Here is an 18,391-nt window from a genome sequence, read left to right as displayed (position 1 = left end):
TTATTATGCAAAAACGATTTTTTTTACTCATTTTCGCCGTTATCGTTTTTTCCTGTAACCATAGTAAAGAAGTGAATCAAACATATAAATGGCCTGATGTAAAACCTCCCGTTGCAGATCAGAAACCGCATGAAACGGGAATGCACGGAGATAAAAGAAATGATGAGTACTACTGGATGGCTGACTTTTTCAGAGAAGGTCCTGATAGTGACAAGGTAGTGGATTATCTTAAAGCGGAAAACGCCTACACAGATACGATGATGGCCGCAACAAAACAATTTCAGACGAACCTTTTTTCTGAGATGAAAGGCCGGATCAAAGAAAAAGATGAATCGGTTCCTGTTTTCAAAAACGGTTTTTTCTATTATACCAGAAGTGAGGAAGGGGAGCAGTATTTCAAGTATTGCAGAAAAAAGGGAAGTCTGGAAGCTCCGGAGGAAATTCTGCTCGATGTGGATGCAATGGCGAAAAACCATCCTTACTATGCTGCATCCGGTTTCAATATCAGTCCTGATAACAAACTTTTGGCATATGGCGTGGACACGGTTTCAAGACGACAATACACGATTTATATCAAAAATCTTGAAACAGGGGAAACTTATAAAGATGCCATATTTCCTACCAGCGGCGGTTCTGTCTGGGGAAATGATAACAAGACTTTGTTTTATACGGCTACAAATCCAAAGACTTTATTAAGCGAGGAAATTAAAAGACATACACTCGGCGACGATGATAAAAAGGATGTCGTTGTATACAAAGAAAAGGATAACAGCAACTATATCGGCGTTGGGAAAACCAAATCAGGAAAATACATTATCATTGGTTCATCGGCAACGGTTTCTTCTGAATACAGAATTCTGGAAGCAGACAAACCGGAAGGAAAATTCGAAGTTTTCCAGCCAAGAATGAAAGACGTACTTTATGATATCGATCATCAGAATGATAAGTTTTTGATCGTGACCAATAAAGACGCGCTCAATTTCAAACTGATGGAAACGCCGTTGAACAAAACGGGTGTGGAAAACTGGAAGGAAGTAATTCCAACCAGCAAAGATGTTTTGATTGAAGGCGTTGAAGTTTTCAAAAAATTCATGGTTGTAACCGAACGGAAAAACGGTTTGTTACAACTAAGAATCAGAAATATTGAGTCGAATTCAGAATATTACGTTGATTTTGGGGAGCCTGCTTATGCTGCTTACATCGGAGCAAACCCGGAATATAATTCCGAGACTTTAAGATATTATTACACTTCCTTAACCACGCCCGGCTCAACTTATGATTACGGAATGGTTTCAAAAGAAAAGCAATTGCTGAAACGCCAGGAAGTTGTGGGTGGTTATGATCCGGAACAATACCTGACTGAAAGATTATATGCAACCTCGCATGACGGTTTGAAAATTCCTGTCTCTCTTGTTTATAAAAAAGGAACAAAACTGGATGGAAATGCTCCGTTGCTGTTGTATGCTTATGGTTCATATGGAAACAGCATGGACGCGGGATTCAGCACAAACCGTTTGAGTTTGCTAAATCGTGGATTTATTTTTGCAATTGCCCATGTGCGCGGCGGACAGGAAATGGGTCGTCAATGGTATGAAGATGGAAAGTTGTTCAAAAAGAAAAACACCTTTACCGATTTTATAGATTGCGCTGAATTTTTGATCAAACAAAAATATACTTCAACGGCGCATTTATATGCCGAAGGCGGAAGTGCGGGTGGGCTATTGATGGGTGCTATTTCAAATTTACGTCCGGATTTATGGCACGGAATTATTGCTGATGTGCCTTTTGTTGATGTGGTTACAACCATGCTTGATGAAAGTATTCCATTGACTACCAACGAGTTTGACGAATGGGGGAATCCAAAAAATAAAGATTCGTATGAGTATATGAAATCGTATTCTCCCTATGACAATGTTGAGAAAAAAGATTACCCGAATATGCTCGTAACAACAGGACTTCATGACAGCCAGGTGCAATATTTTGAACCGGCCAAGTGGGTAGCGCGTTTGAGAACCCACAAAACGGATAAAAATGTTTTGCTTTTAAAAACAAATATGGAAGCTGGTCACGGCGGTGCTTCGGGGCGGTTTGAATATCTTAAAGAAATTGCATTGCAATATGCTTTTCTGTTTGCATTGGAAGGAATAGACAAATAAAAAACAGGCTGCCGGAATGCATCTGCGTCCGGCAGCCTGTTTAAATAACGTTGAGCTTAGGAACTTGCACCATCCTCCTTTGCTTCTTTTACTTCAATTAATTCTCCGGATTTTATATCGTAAACAAATCCGCAAACAGGAATATCTTTTGGGACAAGCGGATGAGTTTTTATTCTTTTTACCGATTTTCTCGCTTTTTATTGATTTGTTCAAGCAGATTGATCAAAATCAATTCCAATTGGTTTTTGAGTTCAATCTCAATTAGTTTTCCATCCGCACTGATCTTCTGTTTGATATTAGGAATTGACAAGGATGATCCTTCATTTTTTACAGTACCGAGCGCGGTGAGCGTAAACAGGAGAGAAGCGAGCGCTTTGTCTCCACCAGAATTTAAAGGAGAAGCGCTAATAGCCACAACAGGTTTGTCGTTAAATTCTCCTGTGGAAACCGTCCAGTCCAGGGCGTTTTTTAAAACTCCGGGAACACCAAAGGCATACTCCGGTGTGCAAATAATTACTCCATCTGCGTTTTTCACCTTTTCTCTGAAATGTGCCACCTTTTCGTTATCCTCATCAATTCCCGGATTAAAATGCGGAAAGGTGTCCAGTCCTTCATAAATCTGAAAATCAACGGAATCACCAGCTATTTCGGCTGTTGCTTTTAAAATATTTGTGTTGGAGGAATTACTTCTCAAACTGCCGGAAATGGCAAGAATTTGAATATTTTTCATGTTTGCTAAAATTGATAATTTATTTATCAGCGTTAAGGTTGTTCAACTCAGAGATTAAACTCTGCATATCCTGATTAATTGAACGAATTGTAGACTGTAACTGATTGAGCATGGTTGCTCTTGTATGAAGCTTGTCGGCGTCATAAATTCCTCCGTTTTTAAACAAAACATTAATCGTTGTACTATCGATATCCTTATCAAGTTCGAATTTATTCCAGCGGTTTTTTACAGTCTGTACCAACGGTTCCTGCTTACTATTGCTGAATTTTTTTTCTTTCAGCATGTACCAGATAAACGGAGGATATATAGCTGACTTTTCGGGAGCAAACCAGATGTCTTCCAGGACATTACGTTCATGTGTGTAGCTCATTTTTTTGCCATGAGGTTTTATTGTCAACACAGCCAGTCCGGCCGAAATAATGCCTCCGCTAATGGTAATTCCATTTTGTAAACCATGATTATTGACCATCACCGCGGCAACTGTTGCAAGCGCGGCAATCACGATAGAGGCACCTGTCAGACGAGCCGTTTTTTTATCGTTAAGATCGTCCAGATAACCTGCAAAAAGATCTGCACGCTCACCTTCACAATCCAGCTCAGCTGCAATTCCTGAGATTTCCGTGGTTAACAGGTGAAGGTGATTTTGAATTTTATTACTGATTTCCAAACGGTTTAACCGTCCGTTAATCGTTGTATCTTTTTTTGATTCAAGAAGCTTATTAATCAAGGAAAGCGTTCCGGTTGCGTTTGCCATCAGGACATCATGTTCAGATAATTTTCCCAGCAAAGTTTTACTATTTACCAGAATGGAATCGGTGTTGGAATAAGGTATGAATTCCGGATTGTAGGTATAAGCTATCGTTGGGGCACAATACTGACTGGAAACATTTAATTTTAAATGACTGATAATGTTTGCATTACGGCATGATAAAAATTGTGAAGCGCCGATAATTATGTAAAAGAATCCTGATAAAGTTTTTTTCATCATGAAAAAGTGAAGTGATTGGTTCCCAATATAAGCGCTTCAGCAACTTTTTGAAATCAGGATGATTTCAATTTTTTCATGAATGCCCCGAACGCAGGAAAAAATTCTTCAAACAAAGGCATATTTTTGTTTTTGATCATTACTTCGCTGAATAATTTCAACCCAATGGCAAATTCCGTAGCCTGATTTTCATCAGTAAATAGATTTTTTTCTTTCAAAGTTTCGATGATCGCAAAGATGTTGTCATGATTTTCGAACTCAATTTCAACAGGTTCAGGCAAAACTGCGTCATCTTTTGCGCTTGATAGATATTTCAGATTCAGGCGGTATCTGTTCGTACGTTTTTCCATAATAAAAATATATTCACTGGGTTTTCCGGTTCGACAGAACTCATGAAATATTTAGATGATTTGAAATTTTGCAAATATTTTGTTTTAGCAATTCCGTAAGACTTGCGGGTTGTATAATTTCACCGTATTCGGCAAACATCATAAACCATCTGGAAAAAGCATCCAGATAGGCACTTAGAAAAGTCATTTCCACCTTATCTCCCTGACGCTTTTCTGAAATAAAACCATAGTAATATTTCTGGTTTTGAATGTAGGGCATAACATGCCTTTCCACTTTAATTACAACAGTTTCAAGCTTATCATACGTGGGCACATTTGCGAGATATTCTTTTAATGAAGCATGTTTCTGGCTGAATGTTTTTTCGGTCAGTTCAATCGCAATGATTCTATCCGTTCTGAAATTTCTGTAACTGTTTCTCAATAAGCAATATGCGATCGCATACCAGTAGTTATTTTCATGATAAACCCCGACTGGCTCAATCGTCCTCTCTGTTATCTCTTCTGACGCAAAAGTCTGGTAATGTATCCTGGCCACTTTCTTTTCGGCCACACTTTTTAGTAAAATTTCTAGTGTATTATTTAAAGTAGGATTGAAAAGTGTGTAACGTTGCCTGATTTCAATATGCTGTTCCATATCTTCCACCAGATCTTTTTCAGTACTTTTCAAAACGGCCTTAACCTTAAACATGGCCGACTGATAATGCGACTTGGTGGAAGGATCGGTAAACTTTTCCATCAGTTTTTCCGCAGTGATGAAAGTCCGCGCTTCCTCTTTTGTAAACATAACAGGAGGCAAACGGTATCCTTCCATAATGGAATAGCCGATACCGGCTTCACCAATAATGGGAACTCCGGCTTCGGCCAGCGTATTCATATCTCTGTAAACCGTCCGAAGGCTGATCTCAAACCGTTCAGCCAAATCCTGAGCCTTTACAATTTTTCTGGATTGCAGCTGAATCAAAATGGCAGTGATGCGGTCAAAACGGTTCATAGAGAATGATAATAAGCGGTTGTCAAGGCACTAAATTAGTCAGATTAAAGGCTTCTGATACCAATTCGAACGAACGTTTTCTTGATTCAAAACTATTCGACATGGATGAAATAACGATTTCATCAACGTCAAAATCATTGGCAAGTTTGGTAAGCTGTTCTTTAACAAAGTCTTGCGTACCCGAAATAATCCGTCCGCTATTATATTTTAATCGTTCGAGTTCGCCTGGTGTGAAGCGATAATTTTTTACAATTTCAGGATCAGGAAAAGGGCCTGATTTTCCTTTTTCAAATTCAATTAAAATGTAATCCATCATTTTACGCATTGCCAGCGCCTTTTCTTCTGTCTCTCCACAGATCACAAAAATAGAAAGCATGGCCTGCGGCTTTTCCATTTGCCCCGATGGCTTAAAGTTTTTTCGATAAGTTTCAACAACGTCCGGCCCAACAAAACCATTTATAAATTTCGCAACAGCCAACCCCATACCAAATCTGGCTGCAATTTTACTGCTTCCGCCGCTCGAACTCAAAATCCATTGCGTGGGCGTTGTAACAGATTGAGGAGTTGCATAAATAAATCCTCTTTCTGTTCCGGCAGTATCACCAAAAAAATGTTGTAAATGTTCCAGCTGGCGCAGATAACTGGACTCACTGAAATCGTTTGAAGGATTCAGAATTGTAGAAGTGACCCGATCGGTACCGGGAGCGCGCCCCATACCCAGATCAATCCGGCCGGGAAAAAGTGTTTCCAGCATTCTGAAATTTTCTGCGACTTTTAAAGCACTGTGGTTGGGAAGCATAATCCCGCCGGAGCCAATTCTGATACGACTGGTTTCATCCGCCAGTTTTACCATTAAAACCTCCGGTGTAGATCCTGCAATAAAAGTAGAATTATGATGCTCAGATATCCAAAAACGGCTATATCCGAGCTTTTCTGCCAATTTCGCTGTTTCAATCGTTTCCAGAATTGCTTCCCTTACATTATTTTCATGGCGGACAACAGACTGATCAAGTACTCCAATTTTTATATTTTTCATGGTGATATTTGCTCTTTTAATGAGAACAACACCAGTTAAATTTCTATTCCAATAAAGGAAAAGAAAGCGCGGTAATTTTCGATTTTAAAAACAGGAGATTTGTTTTCGTGTTATGGTAACTTAAATTCAGCATTGTAAATCAGGCCGATAACATTTCCCCAGGCGTCCTTTACAGAAGCGACAATTATTTCACCACCCACATTCACCGGTTCCTCATGAACAACAGCGCCTGCATCAATAAACCGCTTATATTCCTCATCCATGTTGCTCACTCCCCAGTAGGTAAGAACGTTATCAGTTTTTTTGGTATCGCTCGCTTCTTCCGGTTGTAGCCCAAGTTCATAGCCTGCAATATTATAGCCGACATGAAAAGGTTCGTCAAAATAGGGAGCGGTCTGGAAAACACCGGTATACCATTTTTTAGCCTCTGCCAGATCACTGACTTTATAAATAGTGGTTCGTAGTCCTAAAATGGATGTTTGCATATGAAGTTGATTTGAAGATGAAAGTTTTTACTAAAAGCTTTGCAGACTCCAAATCTCATCAGTTTCAATTATTTTGACCGGAAACTATTATTTCAAAACACTCATACCACCGTCAATGTGAAGTACTTGACCGGTTATCCAGCTGGCTTTTTCCGATAAAAGAAAAACTGTCATGGCAGCGATATCCTCCGGTTTTCCGATTCTTTGTAATGGATGTCTTTTGTTATTGGCTTCAATTTTTTCTGGTGTATTCAATAGTGAAGCTGCCAAAGGCGTGTCTGTGAGCGACGGTGCTACCACATTGACACGAACTTTATTTTGAGCCAATTCAGCAGCAAGTGTTCTCGCAAGCCCTTCAAGTGCAGCTTTTGAAACCGCAACAGAACTATGAAAAGTCATACCCAGCTTTGCTGCAACCGTACTAAATAATACAACACTGCTGCCATTTGCATTTTTCAGTCTCGGCAAGCAATATTGGAGAATTCTTACGGCTCCTAAAACATTTTGATTCAAATCATTCAGAAAATCCTCCTGCGTTAAACGTTGAAACGGTTTTAGATTAATACTGCCCGGACAATATATCAACCCATGCATTTCCTTAGGCAGGTTGTCAAGTTCAGCCAAGTCATCTTTGGTGATATCTAATTGATAATGAACAATGTTATTTTTTAGGCCTTCAGGTTTTATCCCTCTTGAAATTGTATAGATGGTGCAATCTTCATCCAGTAATTCTATCGTTTTCAAACCAATTCCTTTTGTCCCTCCAACGATAAGGTAATTTTTCATAAGTAGTTTTTAATTTTGTCGAGATGAAGTTTCGTAATTTTTATTTTAATCGGATTGGTATGGTTCCTGATTTTCCTTGAATTTCAAAAGCAGCTTCTTCGAAATTAGCGGCACGTGTGGCAGGAAACACATTATTGGAAAAACCATATTTTTCTTTTGGTATGCCAAGGAAGTTCATATCAAGTTTTCCGTTATTATTTTCGTCGAGATAAATGGAAATTCCATACCTGCCATCCGGAATATTGTCAAAAGGAACGCTGATTTCTGACAAATTATTTACGGCAACTTCCTTTGTGAAATCGGGATCTTTTCCGGGAAAAGATTCTGGCGCGGTATACCAGCCAATGAAAAGCCGGCCTGATTTATTTTGCAGATTGCTAACCAAAACGGTTTGTTTGCTATTCACCTGCATGTTGAAGGATGTGAAAAGAAAAAAAGCAAAGGCGGTAGTATAAATGATTTTCATGTTATGAAATAACTAAAAGGTGTAAGTTGAATTCTCAATTGCAAAAAACCATACCCAGGCAATCAGGAAAATCTGCATCGGAACTCTGAACCATAAATATTTCAATCCGTTTCCGTCATATGTACCTTTTTGATAATCAAGGTGATGGGCAGCTGCGTAAATATTGGCAGGTAAAATGCATATAAAGAACAGCAGCAAAAATAATCCTGCAAAATACCTTGTCTGAGGAAAGAGCAAAGCGAATCCTGCCAGAACTTCTAAAATCCCTGTAATGAAAACGAGTTCTTTTTTATAGGGAATAAATGATGGAATCATCTTTGCCATGCCATCGGGAAACTTGAAATGACCTATTGCGGTAAAAAGAAGCATGATACACATAGCAATGTTTCCACTGAAAAGGAGATTCGGATTCCCGGAAATTAATTCAAAGAAACCGCAGCTTACACCGAATGAAATGATAAGTACCAGTAATACAAACATTTTTTATTGAGGTTATTTTTCAAATTGAAACATGTATATAGATTTAAGTGATTTGTGGCTGGCTGCTATTTCCTGATTTATTTTGAATTTACAAAATATAACTTGTTGATTTTTAAGGACTAAAATAAATCATCACTATTAAGGAATCAGGCACAGTTTTTTATTAACCCTAATTTAAATTACACTTAATATCACAAACGATGATGGAATTTCAGTACAATGACTTGTTCAATGCAGTAATGAACGAGTTTCCGGATAAGCAGATGCCTGACAGTTATCCAAATACAGGTAACCCAACAATTATGCCGCCCATGAATCCAACACCAGATATTCCGGGTCCGGATGCGCCAGAAGTAGTTCCAGGTACAAATGTGGAACCGCAAACTGAAAGTGGCGATGATGTGCCTGCGAAAGATGGAAAACTTTCTTAATATATATGATGAAAAATATATTTATTCGAAATAAGGATAGATATATTTTTTGTGTATCAACCATTCTGGACAGTCATTCGAATTATTTTGACTGCCTTTTTTAATGTCTGACTTTTTTCGCCTTCTCCGGTTGGTTGTATCTGGATCTTTTTAATTACATCCATTCCGGAGACAACAGTCCCAAAAGCTGCAAACCCTTGGCCATCAGGATTTCTTTTACCCCCAAAATCGAGTTCTGGCTGATCATTAATACATATAAAAAATTCAGATCCTGCGGAGCCAGGTTCATTTCTGGCCATTGATAATGTGCCGTTCAAATGTTTCAAGCCTGTAATATTTGTGGACTCGTGCTTGATTCTTGGGAAATTTTTTGTCGAATCATCTCCCAAGCCACCTTGTATTACTTCAATTTTTATTTTCTTATCTGCCTGATTGTCCATTCGTACTACCCGATAAAATTTTGCACCATCATACCGATGTGCATTTACATATTTGAGAAAGTTACTGACAGTCAGCGGTGCTTTTTCGGGATTCAGTTTTAAAATTACATTTCCCAGGTCAGTTTCGACCAGGACTTTTTGTGCAAAAACCAAGGAGGTAGAAAGCAGCAACCCTGTTAAAAGCAATAAAATATTTCGTTTGAAATTTTTCATTAGTTAAAATTTTAATGTTTCATGCAAGAAGTGAAAATTTTGACATAGAATAAGTGGGAGCTGGTTAATTTTTCGGCAGGTGATTTCTTTCGCACAAATCTGTCTTGAAAATTAAACATATAAAGGAATACCTCGTTACTTTTACAAAATAGTAACAGCCAAAATATTGATATGAATTTCCCGCTTATTGCCCAGCAAACCAGCATTTCAGAAAAACAAGTTCGAAATACCATCCAATTATTTGAAGAAGGAGCAACACTTCCTTTTATCTCACGATATCGAAAAGAAGCAACAGGCGGACTGGATGAAGTGCAGATCGGAGCAATTAAGGATGCTTATCAAAAACAACAGGAAGTTGAGAAACGCAGGGAAGCAATTCTGAAAAATATTGAAGAACAGGGAAAGCTTACACCAGAATTGAAAAAACAAATTTCCGGCGTTTTTTCTCTTGTTGAACTGGAAGACCTGTATTTACCTTACAAACAAAAGCGAAAAACCCGGGCTTCCATGGCCATTGAAAAAGGCCTGGAGCCATTGGCAAAGCTGATTTTTGAAGGTCGTGAATCCGATCCTGAAAGAAAAGCATTGTCTTATTTGAACGATCAGGTTGAAAATACAGAAGATGCTTTGCAGGGAGCGCGTGATATCATGGCAGAGTGGATCAGTGAAAATCAGGATGCGCGTGGCCGGGTGCGTTCCATATTTCAGCGAAATGCGCTGATTACCTCAAAGGTCAAAAAAAAGAAAGAGGAGGAAGGAGCGAAATATCGGGATTACTTTGAGTTTTCGGAACCGCTTTCCAGGATTCCGTCGCATCGTTTATTGGCATTGAGAAGGGGAGAAGAGGAAGGATTTTTAAGTGTGGACATTTCTCCTGATGAGGAACAGGCGATCAGCAATCTGGATAGAATTTTTGTTAAGGGGTTGCCCGGAAGTAAGGACCAGATTGAAATTGCGATTCGTGATAGTTATAAAAGATTGCTCAAACCGGGAATTGAGACGGAATTTACAAATCTTTCCAAAGAAAGAGCGGATCAATACGCAATTCAGATTTTTACTGAAAATCTCAGACAGCTACTCCTGGCATCGCCGCTTGGACAAAAAAATGTATTGGCCATTGATCCAGGTTATCGTACAGGCTGCAAAGTTGTAGTTTTGGACAGCCAGGGAAATCTCCTGTCCGACAAAGTTATTTATCCGTTTGACAAATCCAATGAAGCGAATGCTATATTGTCTGATTTGATTCAAAAATTTAAAATCGAAGCAATAGCTGTTGGTAATGGAACGGCCGGCCGTGAAACGGAAGACTTTGTTAAAAAACTTTTGTTGACAGTTAAAAAATCTGACGAAATCGGATTGTTCAGTGTCAGCGAACAAGGTGCATCTATTTATTCTGCATCGGATGTGGCCAGGGAAGAATTTCCTGATAAAGATGTTACCGTGCGCGGTTCGGTTTCAATCGGCCGTCGTTTGATGGACCCGTTGGCAGAATTAGTGAAAATTGATCCGAAATCAATAGGGGTTGGTCAATATCAACATGATGTCGACCAAAAAGCATTGAAGAATGCTTTGGATGTAGTCGTAGAAAGCTGCGTAAATTCCGTAGGCGTAAATCTCAACACGGCAAGTAAGCATTTATTGCGCTATGTTTCGGGCCTTGGACCCGCTCTGGCGCAGAATATCGTGGATTTTAGAGCAAAAAACGGAGATTTCAAATCGCGTCAACAATTGTTAAAAGTGCCTAAGTTAGGAGCAAAAGCATTTGAGCAGGCTGCCGGATTTTTGAGGATTGAAAATGGAGTTAATCCTTTGGATAACAGTGCTGTACATCCGGAGAGTTACCCGATTGTTGAACGAATGGCCAAAGATGTGGGAGCTACGGTAAAAGATCTGGTTCAAAAATCAGAATTGCGTAAGGAAATCAACCCGTCGAAGTATGTTACTGATGCTGTGGGACTTCCGACTTTAAAGGATATTTTGCAGGAACTCGAAAAACCGTCGCGCGATCCGAGAACGCCTGTGAAAAAGTTTGAATTTGATAGTTCTGTCAGAAAACCGGACGATCTTCGAATTGGAATGATTCTTCCAGGAATTGTCACGAACATTACGGCTTTTGGTGCTTTTGTTGATATTGGTGTAAAACAAGATGGGCTTGTCCACTTGTCTCAACTCGCCGATCGATATGTCAAAGATCCTAATGAAGTAGTGAAGCTTCAACAAATTGTTACGGTGAAAGTAACGGAGGTTGATCTGGGAAGAAAAAGAATTGCACTTACCATGAAAGGATTGAACTTATCTGTTTTAATCAAATAGAATTTTTTTGATGCATTTATATCCGGGCAATCAATTTTTTTGAAAACAAGGCACGATTGTTTATCGGTTTGATTAACATTTGGAACTTAATTACCAGACCTATTTCATGCAAGAGTTATATTTTACACAACAGTTACCCATTTCTCTTGATGAAGCATGGGAGTTTTTTTCAAATCCTGCAAATCTGAAAGAAATCACTCCGCCGCATATGGGTTTTGTCGTTACTTCAAAACATTCGAGAGAGCACATGTATGCCGGACAGATTATTCGTTACATTGTTAAGCCGGTTCTTGGGATTCCTTTAAAATGGTGTACTGAAATCACGCATGTTGAAGATAGAAAATATTTTATAGATGAACAGCGTTTTGGACCTTATGCTTTCTGGCATCATCAGCATCATTTCACAGAAGTGGAAGGTGGAGTTTTGATGGAAGATATTTTAAACTACAAATTACCGCTTTGGTTTTTAGGCGATATCGTTGATTCGGTTTTTGTCAACAATGAAGTAAAAGGTATTTTCAGTTACAGAAAGAAAATTTTGACACAGCGCTTTGGCTCATAAAAAATTAGTTATCCTATATTTATTACCAAAAACGGAGCCTGGAAATTATTTCCAGGCTCCGTTTTTGGTGTAACTTTATTAGAAATTATACTGAACCCGGGCCGTGAAAACGTCATCCTTGGCATCTTCGGTAAAACCTGTCAAATCTGATTTTTCATTTTTGACAAAGTCATAATAAAACATAAATTTCAGAGATTCATTGGCGCGGTAAACATAGCCGACCCCAAGAGTATTGTATCGCAGATCTGCCTTGCTAAAACCATTTGCGGCGGAAACCTCTTTTCCGGAAATCTTTTTATTTGGATCATACCAATCATATTTTAGTACAAACTGGTGATCTACACTATTCAGATTTTGAAGAAAATAGAAATAAGCTCCGTCAAAACTTCTTGTATATAACGGGTCTTTCAAGTTGTTGGTTATAGGATAAGTTCCAGGTGTTTCACTGCTTAAAGCAGTTGCAGTTTGTTTTCCTTTGATATATTCTGCACGGAATTCGGTTTGTCCTTTCTTGTTAGGAATTACAAACTGGATGTCTGCACCGGCATAATTTCTTGGAGTTGCTTTTCCAAAATTACTTTTTGAGCTATCGCGAACCATCTCATAGCTGTCACTTTTTCTTTGAACTTTGTAAAGTACATTCGACTGACTGGTAATGCCACCGGCATATCCGGAAACTGCCGCAGAAATTAAAATTGGTGAAGCAGGATTAATTTTTTTTGGCTTCATACTAACCCTCGCTATAACATCTTTGTGACTGTCATAATCTGTCGGCCCTGACATTCCCTGTCCATTAAATAGGCCAATGTCCAGTTTGAAATCCGATGGGCGTCCGTTTTTATTCCTTTTATTTACAGTAAGCATCACCCCAATATCACGTTCCGTTTTCATCAGTATCTGAGACATTCTTCCACGTTCCGGACTCTCGCGATTCGCTGATGAAAGGTTAACTTCATAGCCAAAGGGTCTTGCGAACATCCCGGTTGTCAGGGCAAAAAGTTTGAATTTATTTTCATAAAATCGTCCCCAAAAATCCCGGATCGCAACGCCTCTTTCTGTTCCGTCAAACTGGAAAACGAAGTAAGAAGTTGGTTCTCCTTTTTCATTTAAATGCGCATAATCGACACGTAATCTTCCGCGTCTCAGCATAAACCGATTGTTGGAAAGTTCCGAAAAATTACCTCCGGCAAAACTTTCTGCACCTTTCGCATTTGTAAATTGAAACTGCGGTTGAATATATCCACTGATCCGAACGCGGTTGTAACGTTCATAGATTGACAGCATTCCTTTTCCCATAGTGTTGGTTGTATCAACAAGATCCATCAGGAAACGCTGCGCAAAAGTGAAATTAGGTTTTAAAAATACAAGCAGAAACACGAATCCTATGATCCATTTTTTGGTAAAATTCAAAATTTATCTTTTTTATGATGTCAGTAGATAGTTTGAAATCAATTCAACTATTTGTAATTGAGTAATTTATAAGTTCACACTTTTTATAATTATAATACATCTAGTATTATTAGAAAAAATAAAAAGTATATAAAGTATGATTAGTATACATCTTTTTAATAAGTAGAATATAAATGAAGCATATGAAATGTATTTATGATGAATGATGTCAGATTAAAGATGCAAAGAACATCATTAATTAACACTCCAATGTTACCTAAATGTTAAATTAAAATTATCCCAGTGTTACCCGTATCAGATAATGAAGTTTCGGGTGGGATCAATATAGCAAGTGATCTAATAATGTGACTTTCTTCAATTATGCATTACCGATTTTGTTTGATCAAAAAAGTCCGGCAAATGTGAAAGCCGACTATAAAGAATTGGTGCGAAAACAGCTGGTGTTTTTTTGAAGGAATAAGAATAATATCCAAGTTAAATGGCAGAAAAAAGCCGGTATCAAAATCTGAAAGATTGACACCGGCAAATGATATTTTAATGATTTTTCAGTTCAAGAATTTTCTTTAGATGTGTTAAAGTTTTCATCCAGTTTTCTTCGGCTGCCACTACTTTGTCTTCATCTTCTATATTATCCTGCGTTACCGTTAGTGTGGTTTCATCATCATACGGAGAAATATGATAGGTAATGATTGCGTAATTATCTTCAAAATCTTCTGTTCCGGACAATGGACTCCAATAGGTATAACTTAAAACTCTTTCCGGAATTATTTCCACGATTTCGCCTTTGTCAACATATGGAACACCTTCCCATTCGCCTCTGAAAGTAATAGGTGTGTGCAATTCCCAGGTTGTCTGCGTTTCAGTTCCATGCATATATTGCTTTATAATGTCCGGATCAATCAGCGATTTCCAGACTTCTAATGGGCTTGCAAATATTGAAATGGACGTGGTGGCTATGAGTTCTCGGTTCATGTTTTCCTTATTTTAGTTAAAATTTCTTCCAAAATATAAAGAAAAATCATGCCATTCCATGTAGATCTTGGGTTAATAAATCATGTTTGTTAAATAAAAAAAAGGCCCATAGAAATCTCTAAGGGCCAGATCTGACAATAATTATAAATTAAAAAACCAATGCTAACCAATCCGCACCGAAGTCATTGTCAGTGAGCCCATTACTGCCTTATCATTAAAGATGGTCGCTTGTTCCTTGCTATTTTGTAATCCAAGAGAATACAGTAAAGGATAATAATGGTCAGGTGTCGGGATCGCATATTTTCCGGCAATTCCGAAATTCTGGTAATTGATGATCGGATCGTGATCTCCATTCAGGATCAGCTCTTTAAATTTTGAATTAAGTTCAAGTGCCCAGTCAAAGCCATACTCAGGAAGTTCGGCTTTGTCCCATGCGATCATCCTTAAATTGTGGATCATATTTCCACTTCCGATAATCAAAACACCTTTTTTTCTTAAAGAAGCCAATTCTTTTGCTAATGCATAGTGATAAGCCGCCGGTTTTCCGTAATCAATGCTCAACTGCAAAACAGGAATATTAGCTTCCGGATACATCTGACAAACCACCGACCAGGTTCCGTGATCCAGACCCCATTCATGATCAAGCCCTACATGTGTACTTTTTATTAACGCGGCAGTTTCTTTTGCGAGCGCCGGGTTGCCCGGTGCTGGATATTGCACATCAAATAATGCTTTGGGAAATCCTCCAAAATCATGAATGGTTTTTGGTGCTGTCATGGCCGTGACCTTGGTGCCGGTTGTCAGCCAGTGGGCGGAAATACATAAAACTGCGGTTGGTTTTGGGATTTCGTTTCCTAATTTCCTCCAATATTCCGTAAACTCGTTGTCTTCAATACCATTCATTGGTGAACCGTGGCCCGTGAAAAGAACCGGCATCAGGTCACTATTCTTAAAATCGTCTGTTATGTTTTTCAGATCATTTAATTTCATTATATTTAAAGTAAGCGGTAAAATAGAAATTGCTTTGATAAAATGCGCTCTGTTCATTTTGATTATCAGCAATTACAAAACAAAAGGACTTGGAAATGTTCAAAATTCCAGTCCTCTGTTTTCAAGTATGAGACCAAAAAAGCAATCTAGTAAGCTGTTGTAAAACGTTTTTTGATAAAATTTGGATTTTCCAATTCATCAACAATAGCCATACTCATATCCTCAACGGAAATTACACTACGGCCATTTTCGTCAAAAACAGGACTATTTTCTCCAACCCTGTAAACACCTTTTCGAACACCAGCGGTTCCCTGATGCATTTCAATGGCCGGGCTGATAACTGTCCAGTCTAGTTCGGTTTCATTCTTCAAAATGTCATAATATTCACGAGCTGCATTTGCACCAGGTTTGATTTCTTCGGGAAAGCCGGGTGTGTCGATAAGTTGTACTCCGGGAGCAACTTCCAGACTGCCAGCGCCACCCACGGTGAAATATCTTTTTACTCCTGCTTTCTTTGTTGCTGATTGAATAGCCGCGGATCCTTTTAGAAATTCAGCATAAATATCAGGATTTGTCCACCCAGGATTGTAAGCGCTTAATACAACATCATTTCCTGCCAGTTGCTCGGCCAATTTATCTTCGTTGAAAACATCCCCTTCAACAACTTTTAACAACGGACTTTGTGCTGTAACTTTTTCAGGACTGCGCACAATGGCTGTAACTTCGTGTCCACGATTTAGTAATTCTGTTACCAGGTGTGAGCCTACAAATCCTGTTGTTCCGATCAATGCTACTTTCATTTTATGTTATTTTTTAGTTTAAATAAATATTACTGGAATAAAAATTGTTACAGTTTTATTCAAAAAAAATTAAGCAAATTTTTGTAAAAATTCAGCCAGGTTCATGTTGTCCAGGCTTCGCATTAATGCTCTTTCTGATTCCAGATAAAGATCATCAAGATGCTGATTAATTTGTCTTCCAATCGGACATGCCGGGTTAGGTTCGTTTATACTTTTTCCCAAAAATTGTTTCTCACGAACCGCTTCATAAATATCAGACATCGCGATTAATTCTGCTGGTTTAGCCAAAGTGCTGCCACCTGTCTTTCCTTCCTTACTTATAACTAAACCATGATTTCGAAGATTTATCAATTCCTTTCTAACCAATACCGGATTGATATTGATACTGCCAGAAAGATAATCCGAAGAGCAGTATTCTCCCGGCTCACTGGCGAGCAATGTTAAAATATGGACCGATATGGCAAATCTTCCGTTACTCATACTGTAATTTTTATTATTACAGTACAAAGGTAAATTAAGTTTCAGTAATTCAAAAATATTTTTATAATGAGATTTTTAGGTAAGCAGAATGGCATTATTCGTTTTGAGATTTCAAGAGCAAAATGTTCAAATATGAATAGGGAGTTTGTAATTACTTGCTAATGAGTGCTAAAAATTATTGGTATTAATATTTATAGTTCATATTATATATCCAGTTAGTTAAATATTTAATAAAAGTATGATACTAATAATATGTATAATTTGATAACTACTTATTATATGTATTTAAGTCATGGTCGGAATATAAAGTAGATATAGGATAATACTTTTGATTGTATTTCCACATACTTAAAGTTCTATACTTTATCATCTTTTTATATTTTCAATACATATCGATTTATTGGAAACCCGCCTTCCTGTTTCGTTCCAATATCGAATCGACTGCAAATGAATTGTAGGATTTTTCAAAGGTTAATAAAATGGTAAAGAAGGCGGCATGGATGAGTTGTGAAGGAATTGAACCCCATTCTTCAATCATTGAACTTCCAAAAATGAGCGCAATCATTATTATAGTACCGGCAATTAATGCCTGTTTGGTAAAGAGGCCAATCAGCAAAAATATGCCTGTCAGCAATTCTGCTATGGGAAGAATGTAGCTGAATGGCGTAACGATAAATCCAGGTAAAATTGATTTTTCAAATTGGCTGACCATGCCGTTGCTGAACGTATGCAGTTTAGGAAGTCGGACCAGTCCGTGACCAAACATACTCATGCCAACAGCAAGGCGGGCTAAAAGGAATGATATTTGTTGTGGTGAAATCATTATGAATTATGGGTTAAGTTTGAGATTTAGAACTGAAATTGCAAACGGATAATAATTATATCAGGATTTCTTGTCAGTCATATATTTGGAAAAAAAAGTCTTGCAATCAATCACTTCAATTTCAGAAAAATAAAAATCAGTAATATTTTCCGTGACAATACATGTGCATCCTGCGTGAAGAGCGGCATAATACTGAAGTCCATCTTCAAAATCATGAATTGATTTATTTAATGTAGCAGCTAAAACTTCGCGGTGTGTAACAGGCGCAGTTTGAATATGATCTGCAAGAAGTTTAATTTTAACCAGTGCAGAATTATTACCTGATTTTTTTTCAGAAAAGTAATAAGTTATTGCTAACCAGACAGCAGAAGTATAAAGTATAAATTTTGGATTCCCTGCCAAACTAAGAATGCGTGAGGAATAGGAAAAAAGTGGTTGCTCCTTGTTAACGACTGAAATTAATACATTTGCATCAAGAAAAACATTCATGAA

The 18,391-nt window shown here is 38.0% G+C and carries 21 protein-coding genes; 4 read left to right on the top strand and 17 right to left on the bottom strand.

Going from position 1 to position 18,391, the window contains the following annotated elements:
• Window positions 1-5: 5 nt before the first annotated feature.
• Entirely contained in the window at window positions 6-2,156 is a 2,151-nt protein-coding gene (locus tag IEE83_RS13565; protein ID WP_194121089.1) for a S9 family peptidase, read from the top strand.
• A gap of 178 nt (window positions 2,157-2,334) precedes the next feature.
• On the opposite strand, the gene IEE83_RS13560 is transcribed toward IEE83_RS13565, so the two are convergent.
• The 9 genes from IEE83_RS13560 to IEE83_RS13520 form a co-directional block, all read right to left on the bottom strand.
• Window positions 2,335-2,886: an NADPH-dependent FMN reductase gene (locus tag IEE83_RS13560; RefSeq protein WP_194121088.1), complete on the bottom strand. Its 552-nt coding sequence runs from the start codon at window positions 2,884-2,886 to the stop codon at window positions 2,335-2,337.
• A 19-nt stretch (window positions 2,887-2,905) separates the two neighbouring features.
• The gene (locus IEE83_RS13555) at window positions 2,906-3,874 is read right to left on the bottom strand and encodes a hypothetical protein (RefSeq protein ID WP_194121087.1); all 969 of its coding nucleotides are present in this window, start codon (window positions 3,872-3,874) and stop codon (window positions 2,906-2,908) included.
• Between the two features lie 53 nt (window positions 3,875-3,927).
• Window positions 3,928-4,221, bottom strand: coding sequence for a DUF3861 domain-containing protein (locus tag IEE83_RS13550; protein ID WP_194121086.1), 294 nt, complete (start codon window positions 4,219-4,221; stop codon window positions 3,928-3,930).
• A gap of 40 nt (window positions 4,222-4,261) precedes the next feature.
• Entirely contained in the window at window positions 4,262-5,212 is a 951-nt protein-coding gene (locus IEE83_RS13545) for a helix-turn-helix transcriptional regulator (RefSeq protein WP_194121085.1), read from the bottom strand.
• A 22-nt stretch (window positions 5,213-5,234) separates the two neighbouring features.
• Window positions 5,235-6,248: an LLM class flavin-dependent oxidoreductase gene (locus tag IEE83_RS13540; RefSeq protein WP_194121084.1), complete on the bottom strand. Its 1,014-nt coding sequence runs from the start codon at window positions 6,246-6,248 to the stop codon at window positions 5,235-5,237.
• 110 nt (window positions 6,249-6,358) lie between these two features.
• Entirely contained in the window at window positions 6,359-6,733 is a 375-nt protein-coding gene (locus IEE83_RS13535; RefSeq protein ID WP_194121083.1) for a VOC family protein, read from the bottom strand.
• An 87-nt stretch (window positions 6,734-6,820) separates the two neighbouring features.
• Window positions 6,821-7,519 (bottom strand): SDR family NAD(P)-dependent oxidoreductase, encoded by a 699-nt coding sequence (locus IEE83_RS13530; RefSeq protein WP_194121082.1) that lies wholly within the window; start codon window positions 7,517-7,519, stop codon window positions 6,821-6,823.
• A gap of 40 nt (window positions 7,520-7,559) precedes the next feature.
• Window positions 7,560-7,985 carry a DUF2141 domain-containing protein gene (locus tag IEE83_RS13525; RefSeq protein ID WP_194121081.1) on the bottom strand — a complete coding sequence of 142 codons (426 nt, stop codon included), beginning with the start codon at window positions 7,983-7,985 and terminating at the stop codon, window positions 7,560-7,562.
• Between the two features lie 12 nt (window positions 7,986-7,997).
• The gene (locus tag IEE83_RS13520) at window positions 7,998-8,465 is read right to left on the bottom strand and encodes a DoxX family protein (RefSeq protein WP_194121080.1); all 468 of its coding nucleotides are present in this window, start codon (window positions 8,463-8,465) and stop codon (window positions 7,998-8,000) included.
• A gap of 200 nt (window positions 8,466-8,665) precedes the next feature.
• Here IEE83_RS13520 and IEE83_RS13515 point away from each other — a divergent pair, with 200 nt between their 5' ends.
• The gene (locus tag IEE83_RS13515) at window positions 8,666-8,896 is read left to right on the top strand and encodes a hypothetical protein (RefSeq protein ID WP_194121079.1); all 231 of its coding nucleotides are present in this window, start codon (window positions 8,666-8,668) and stop codon (window positions 8,894-8,896) included.
• 56 nt (window positions 8,897-8,952) lie between these two features.
• Here the strand turns inward: IEE83_RS13515 and IEE83_RS13510 are convergent, their stop codons facing one another.
• The gene (locus IEE83_RS13510) at window positions 8,953-9,549 is read right to left on the bottom strand and encodes a peptidylprolyl isomerase (RefSeq protein WP_194121078.1); all 597 of its coding nucleotides are present in this window, start codon (window positions 9,547-9,549) and stop codon (window positions 8,953-8,955) included.
• 171 nt (window positions 9,550-9,720) lie between these two features.
• Here IEE83_RS13510 and IEE83_RS13505 point away from each other — a divergent pair, with 171 nt between their 5' ends.
• Both IEE83_RS13505 and IEE83_RS13500 read left to right on the top strand, forming a co-directional pair.
• Entirely contained in the window at window positions 9,721-11,862 is a 2,142-nt protein-coding gene (locus IEE83_RS13505) for a Tex family protein (protein WP_194121077.1), read from the top strand.
• Window positions 11,863-11,968: 106 nt separating this feature from the next.
• A complete protein-coding gene (locus IEE83_RS13500; RefSeq protein WP_194121076.1) occupies window positions 11,969-12,424 on the top strand; it encodes an SRPBCC family protein in 456 nt (151 codons plus the stop codon).
• Window positions 12,425-12,502: 78 nt separating this feature from the next.
• Here the strand turns inward: IEE83_RS13500 and IEE83_RS13495 are convergent, their stop codons facing one another.
• The 7 genes from IEE83_RS13495 to IEE83_RS13465 all read right to left on the bottom strand — a co-directional run bounded on the left by IEE83_RS13495 (window position 12,503) and on the right by IEE83_RS13465 (window position 18,388).
• A complete protein-coding gene (locus IEE83_RS13495; RefSeq protein WP_228101803.1) occupies window positions 12,503-13,834 on the bottom strand; it encodes a putative porin in 1,332 nt (443 codons plus the stop codon).
• A gap of 534 nt (window positions 13,835-14,368) precedes the next feature.
• Window positions 14,369-14,806: an SRPBCC domain-containing protein gene (locus IEE83_RS13490; RefSeq protein ID WP_194121075.1), complete on the bottom strand. Its 438-nt coding sequence runs from the start codon at window positions 14,804-14,806 to the stop codon at window positions 14,369-14,371.
• Between the two features lie 162 nt (window positions 14,807-14,968).
• Window positions 14,969-15,796, bottom strand: coding sequence for a 4,5-DOPA-extradiol-dioxygenase (gene ygiD, locus IEE83_RS13485; protein ID WP_228101802.1), 828 nt, complete (start codon window positions 15,794-15,796; stop codon window positions 14,969-14,971).
• A gap of 146 nt (window positions 15,797-15,942) precedes the next feature.
• Entirely contained in the window at window positions 15,943-16,596 is a 654-nt protein-coding gene (locus IEE83_RS13480) for an NAD(P)-dependent oxidoreductase (RefSeq protein WP_194121073.1), read from the bottom strand.
• Between the two features lie 69 nt (window positions 16,597-16,665).
• Entirely contained in the window at window positions 16,666-17,076 is a 411-nt protein-coding gene (locus IEE83_RS13475; protein WP_194121072.1) for an RrF2 family transcriptional regulator, read from the bottom strand.
• Between the two features lie 397 nt (window positions 17,077-17,473).
• On the bottom strand, window positions 17,474-17,899 hold the full coding sequence (locus tag IEE83_RS13470; RefSeq protein ID WP_194121071.1) for a DoxX family protein: 426 nt from the start codon (window positions 17,897-17,899) through the stop codon (window positions 17,474-17,476).
• Between the two features lie 60 nt (window positions 17,900-17,959).
• Entirely contained in the window at window positions 17,960-18,388 is a 429-nt protein-coding gene (locus IEE83_RS13465) for a type II toxin-antitoxin system VapC family toxin (protein WP_194121070.1), read from the bottom strand.
• Window positions 18,389-18,391 lie beyond the last annotated feature (3 nt).

The sequence above is a fragment of the Dyadobacter subterraneus genome (assembly GCF_015221875.1).
Taxonomy (GTDB): Bacteria; Bacteroidota; Bacteroidia; order Cytophagales; family Spirosomataceae; genus Dyadobacter; species Dyadobacter subterraneus.
The sequence above is the reverse complement of the archived record's forward strand: the minus strand, read 5'-3'. Positions and strand labels throughout refer to the sequence as shown.

Bases quoted from the DNA above. Each gene is read 5' to 3' on its own strand.
- IEE83_RS13565 (WP_194121089.1), top strand. From the start codon at position 6: ATGCAAAAACGATTTTTTTTACTCATTTTCGCCGTTATCGTTTTTTCC.
- IEE83_RS13560 (WP_194121088.1), bottom strand. From the start codon at position 2,886: ATGAAAAATATTCAAATTCTTGCCATTTCCGGCAGTTTGAGAAGTAAT.
- IEE83_RS13555 (WP_194121087.1), bottom strand. From the start codon at position 3,874: ATGATGAAAAAAACTTTATCAGGATTCTTTTACATAATTATCGGCGCT.
- IEE83_RS13550 (WP_194121086.1), bottom strand. From the start codon at position 4,221: ATGGAAAAACGTACGAACAGATACCGCCTGAATCTGAAATATCTATCA.
- IEE83_RS13545 (WP_194121085.1), bottom strand. From the start codon at position 5,212: ATGAACCGTTTTGACCGCATCACTGCCATTTTGATTCAGCTGCAATCC.
- IEE83_RS13540 (WP_194121084.1), bottom strand. From the start codon at position 6,248: ATGAAAAATATAAAAATTGGAGTACTTGATCAGTCTGTTGTCCGCCAT.
- IEE83_RS13535 (WP_194121083.1), bottom strand. From the start codon at position 6,733: ATGCAAACATCCATTTTAGGACTACGAACCACTATTTATAAAGTCAGT.
- IEE83_RS13530 (WP_194121082.1), bottom strand. From the start codon at position 7,519: ATGAAAAATTACCTTATCGTTGGAGGGACAAAAGGAATTGGTTTGAAA.
- IEE83_RS13525 (WP_194121081.1), bottom strand. From the start codon at position 7,985: ATGAAAATCATTTATACTACCGCCTTTGCTTTTTTTCTTTTCACATCC.
- IEE83_RS13520 (WP_194121080.1), bottom strand. From the start codon at position 8,465: ATGTTTGTATTACTGGTACTTATCATTTCATTCGGTGTAAGCTGCGGT.
- IEE83_RS13515 (WP_194121079.1), top strand. From the start codon at position 8,666: ATGATGGAATTTCAGTACAATGACTTGTTCAATGCAGTAATGAACGAG.
- IEE83_RS13510 (WP_194121078.1), bottom strand. From the start codon at position 9,549: ATGAAAAATTTCAAACGAAATATTTTATTGCTTTTAACAGGGTTGCTG.
- IEE83_RS13505 (WP_194121077.1), top strand. From the start codon at position 9,721: ATGAATTTCCCGCTTATTGCCCAGCAAACCAGCATTTCAGAAAAACAA.
- IEE83_RS13500 (WP_194121076.1), top strand. From the start codon at position 11,969: ATGCAAGAGTTATATTTTACACAACAGTTACCCATTTCTCTTGATGAA.
- IEE83_RS13490 (WP_194121075.1), bottom strand. From the start codon at position 14,806: ATGAACCGAGAACTCATAGCCACCACGTCCATTTCAATATTTGCAAGC.
- ygiD (WP_228101802.1), bottom strand. From the start codon at position 15,796: ATGAAATTAAATGATCTGAAAAACATAACAGACGATTTTAAGAATAGT.
- IEE83_RS13480 (WP_194121073.1), bottom strand. From the start codon at position 16,596: ATGAAAGTAGCATTGATCGGAACAACAGGATTTGTAGGCTCACACCTG.
- IEE83_RS13475 (WP_194121072.1), bottom strand. From the start codon at position 17,076: ATGAGTAACGGAAGATTTGCCATATCGGTCCATATTTTAACATTGCTC.
- IEE83_RS13470 (WP_194121071.1), bottom strand. From the start codon at position 17,899: ATGATTTCACCACAACAAATATCATTCCTTTTAGCCCGCCTTGCTGTT.
- IEE83_RS13465 (WP_194121070.1), bottom strand. From the start codon at position 18,388: ATGAATGTTTTTCTTGATGCAAATGTATTAATTTCAGTCGTTAACAAG.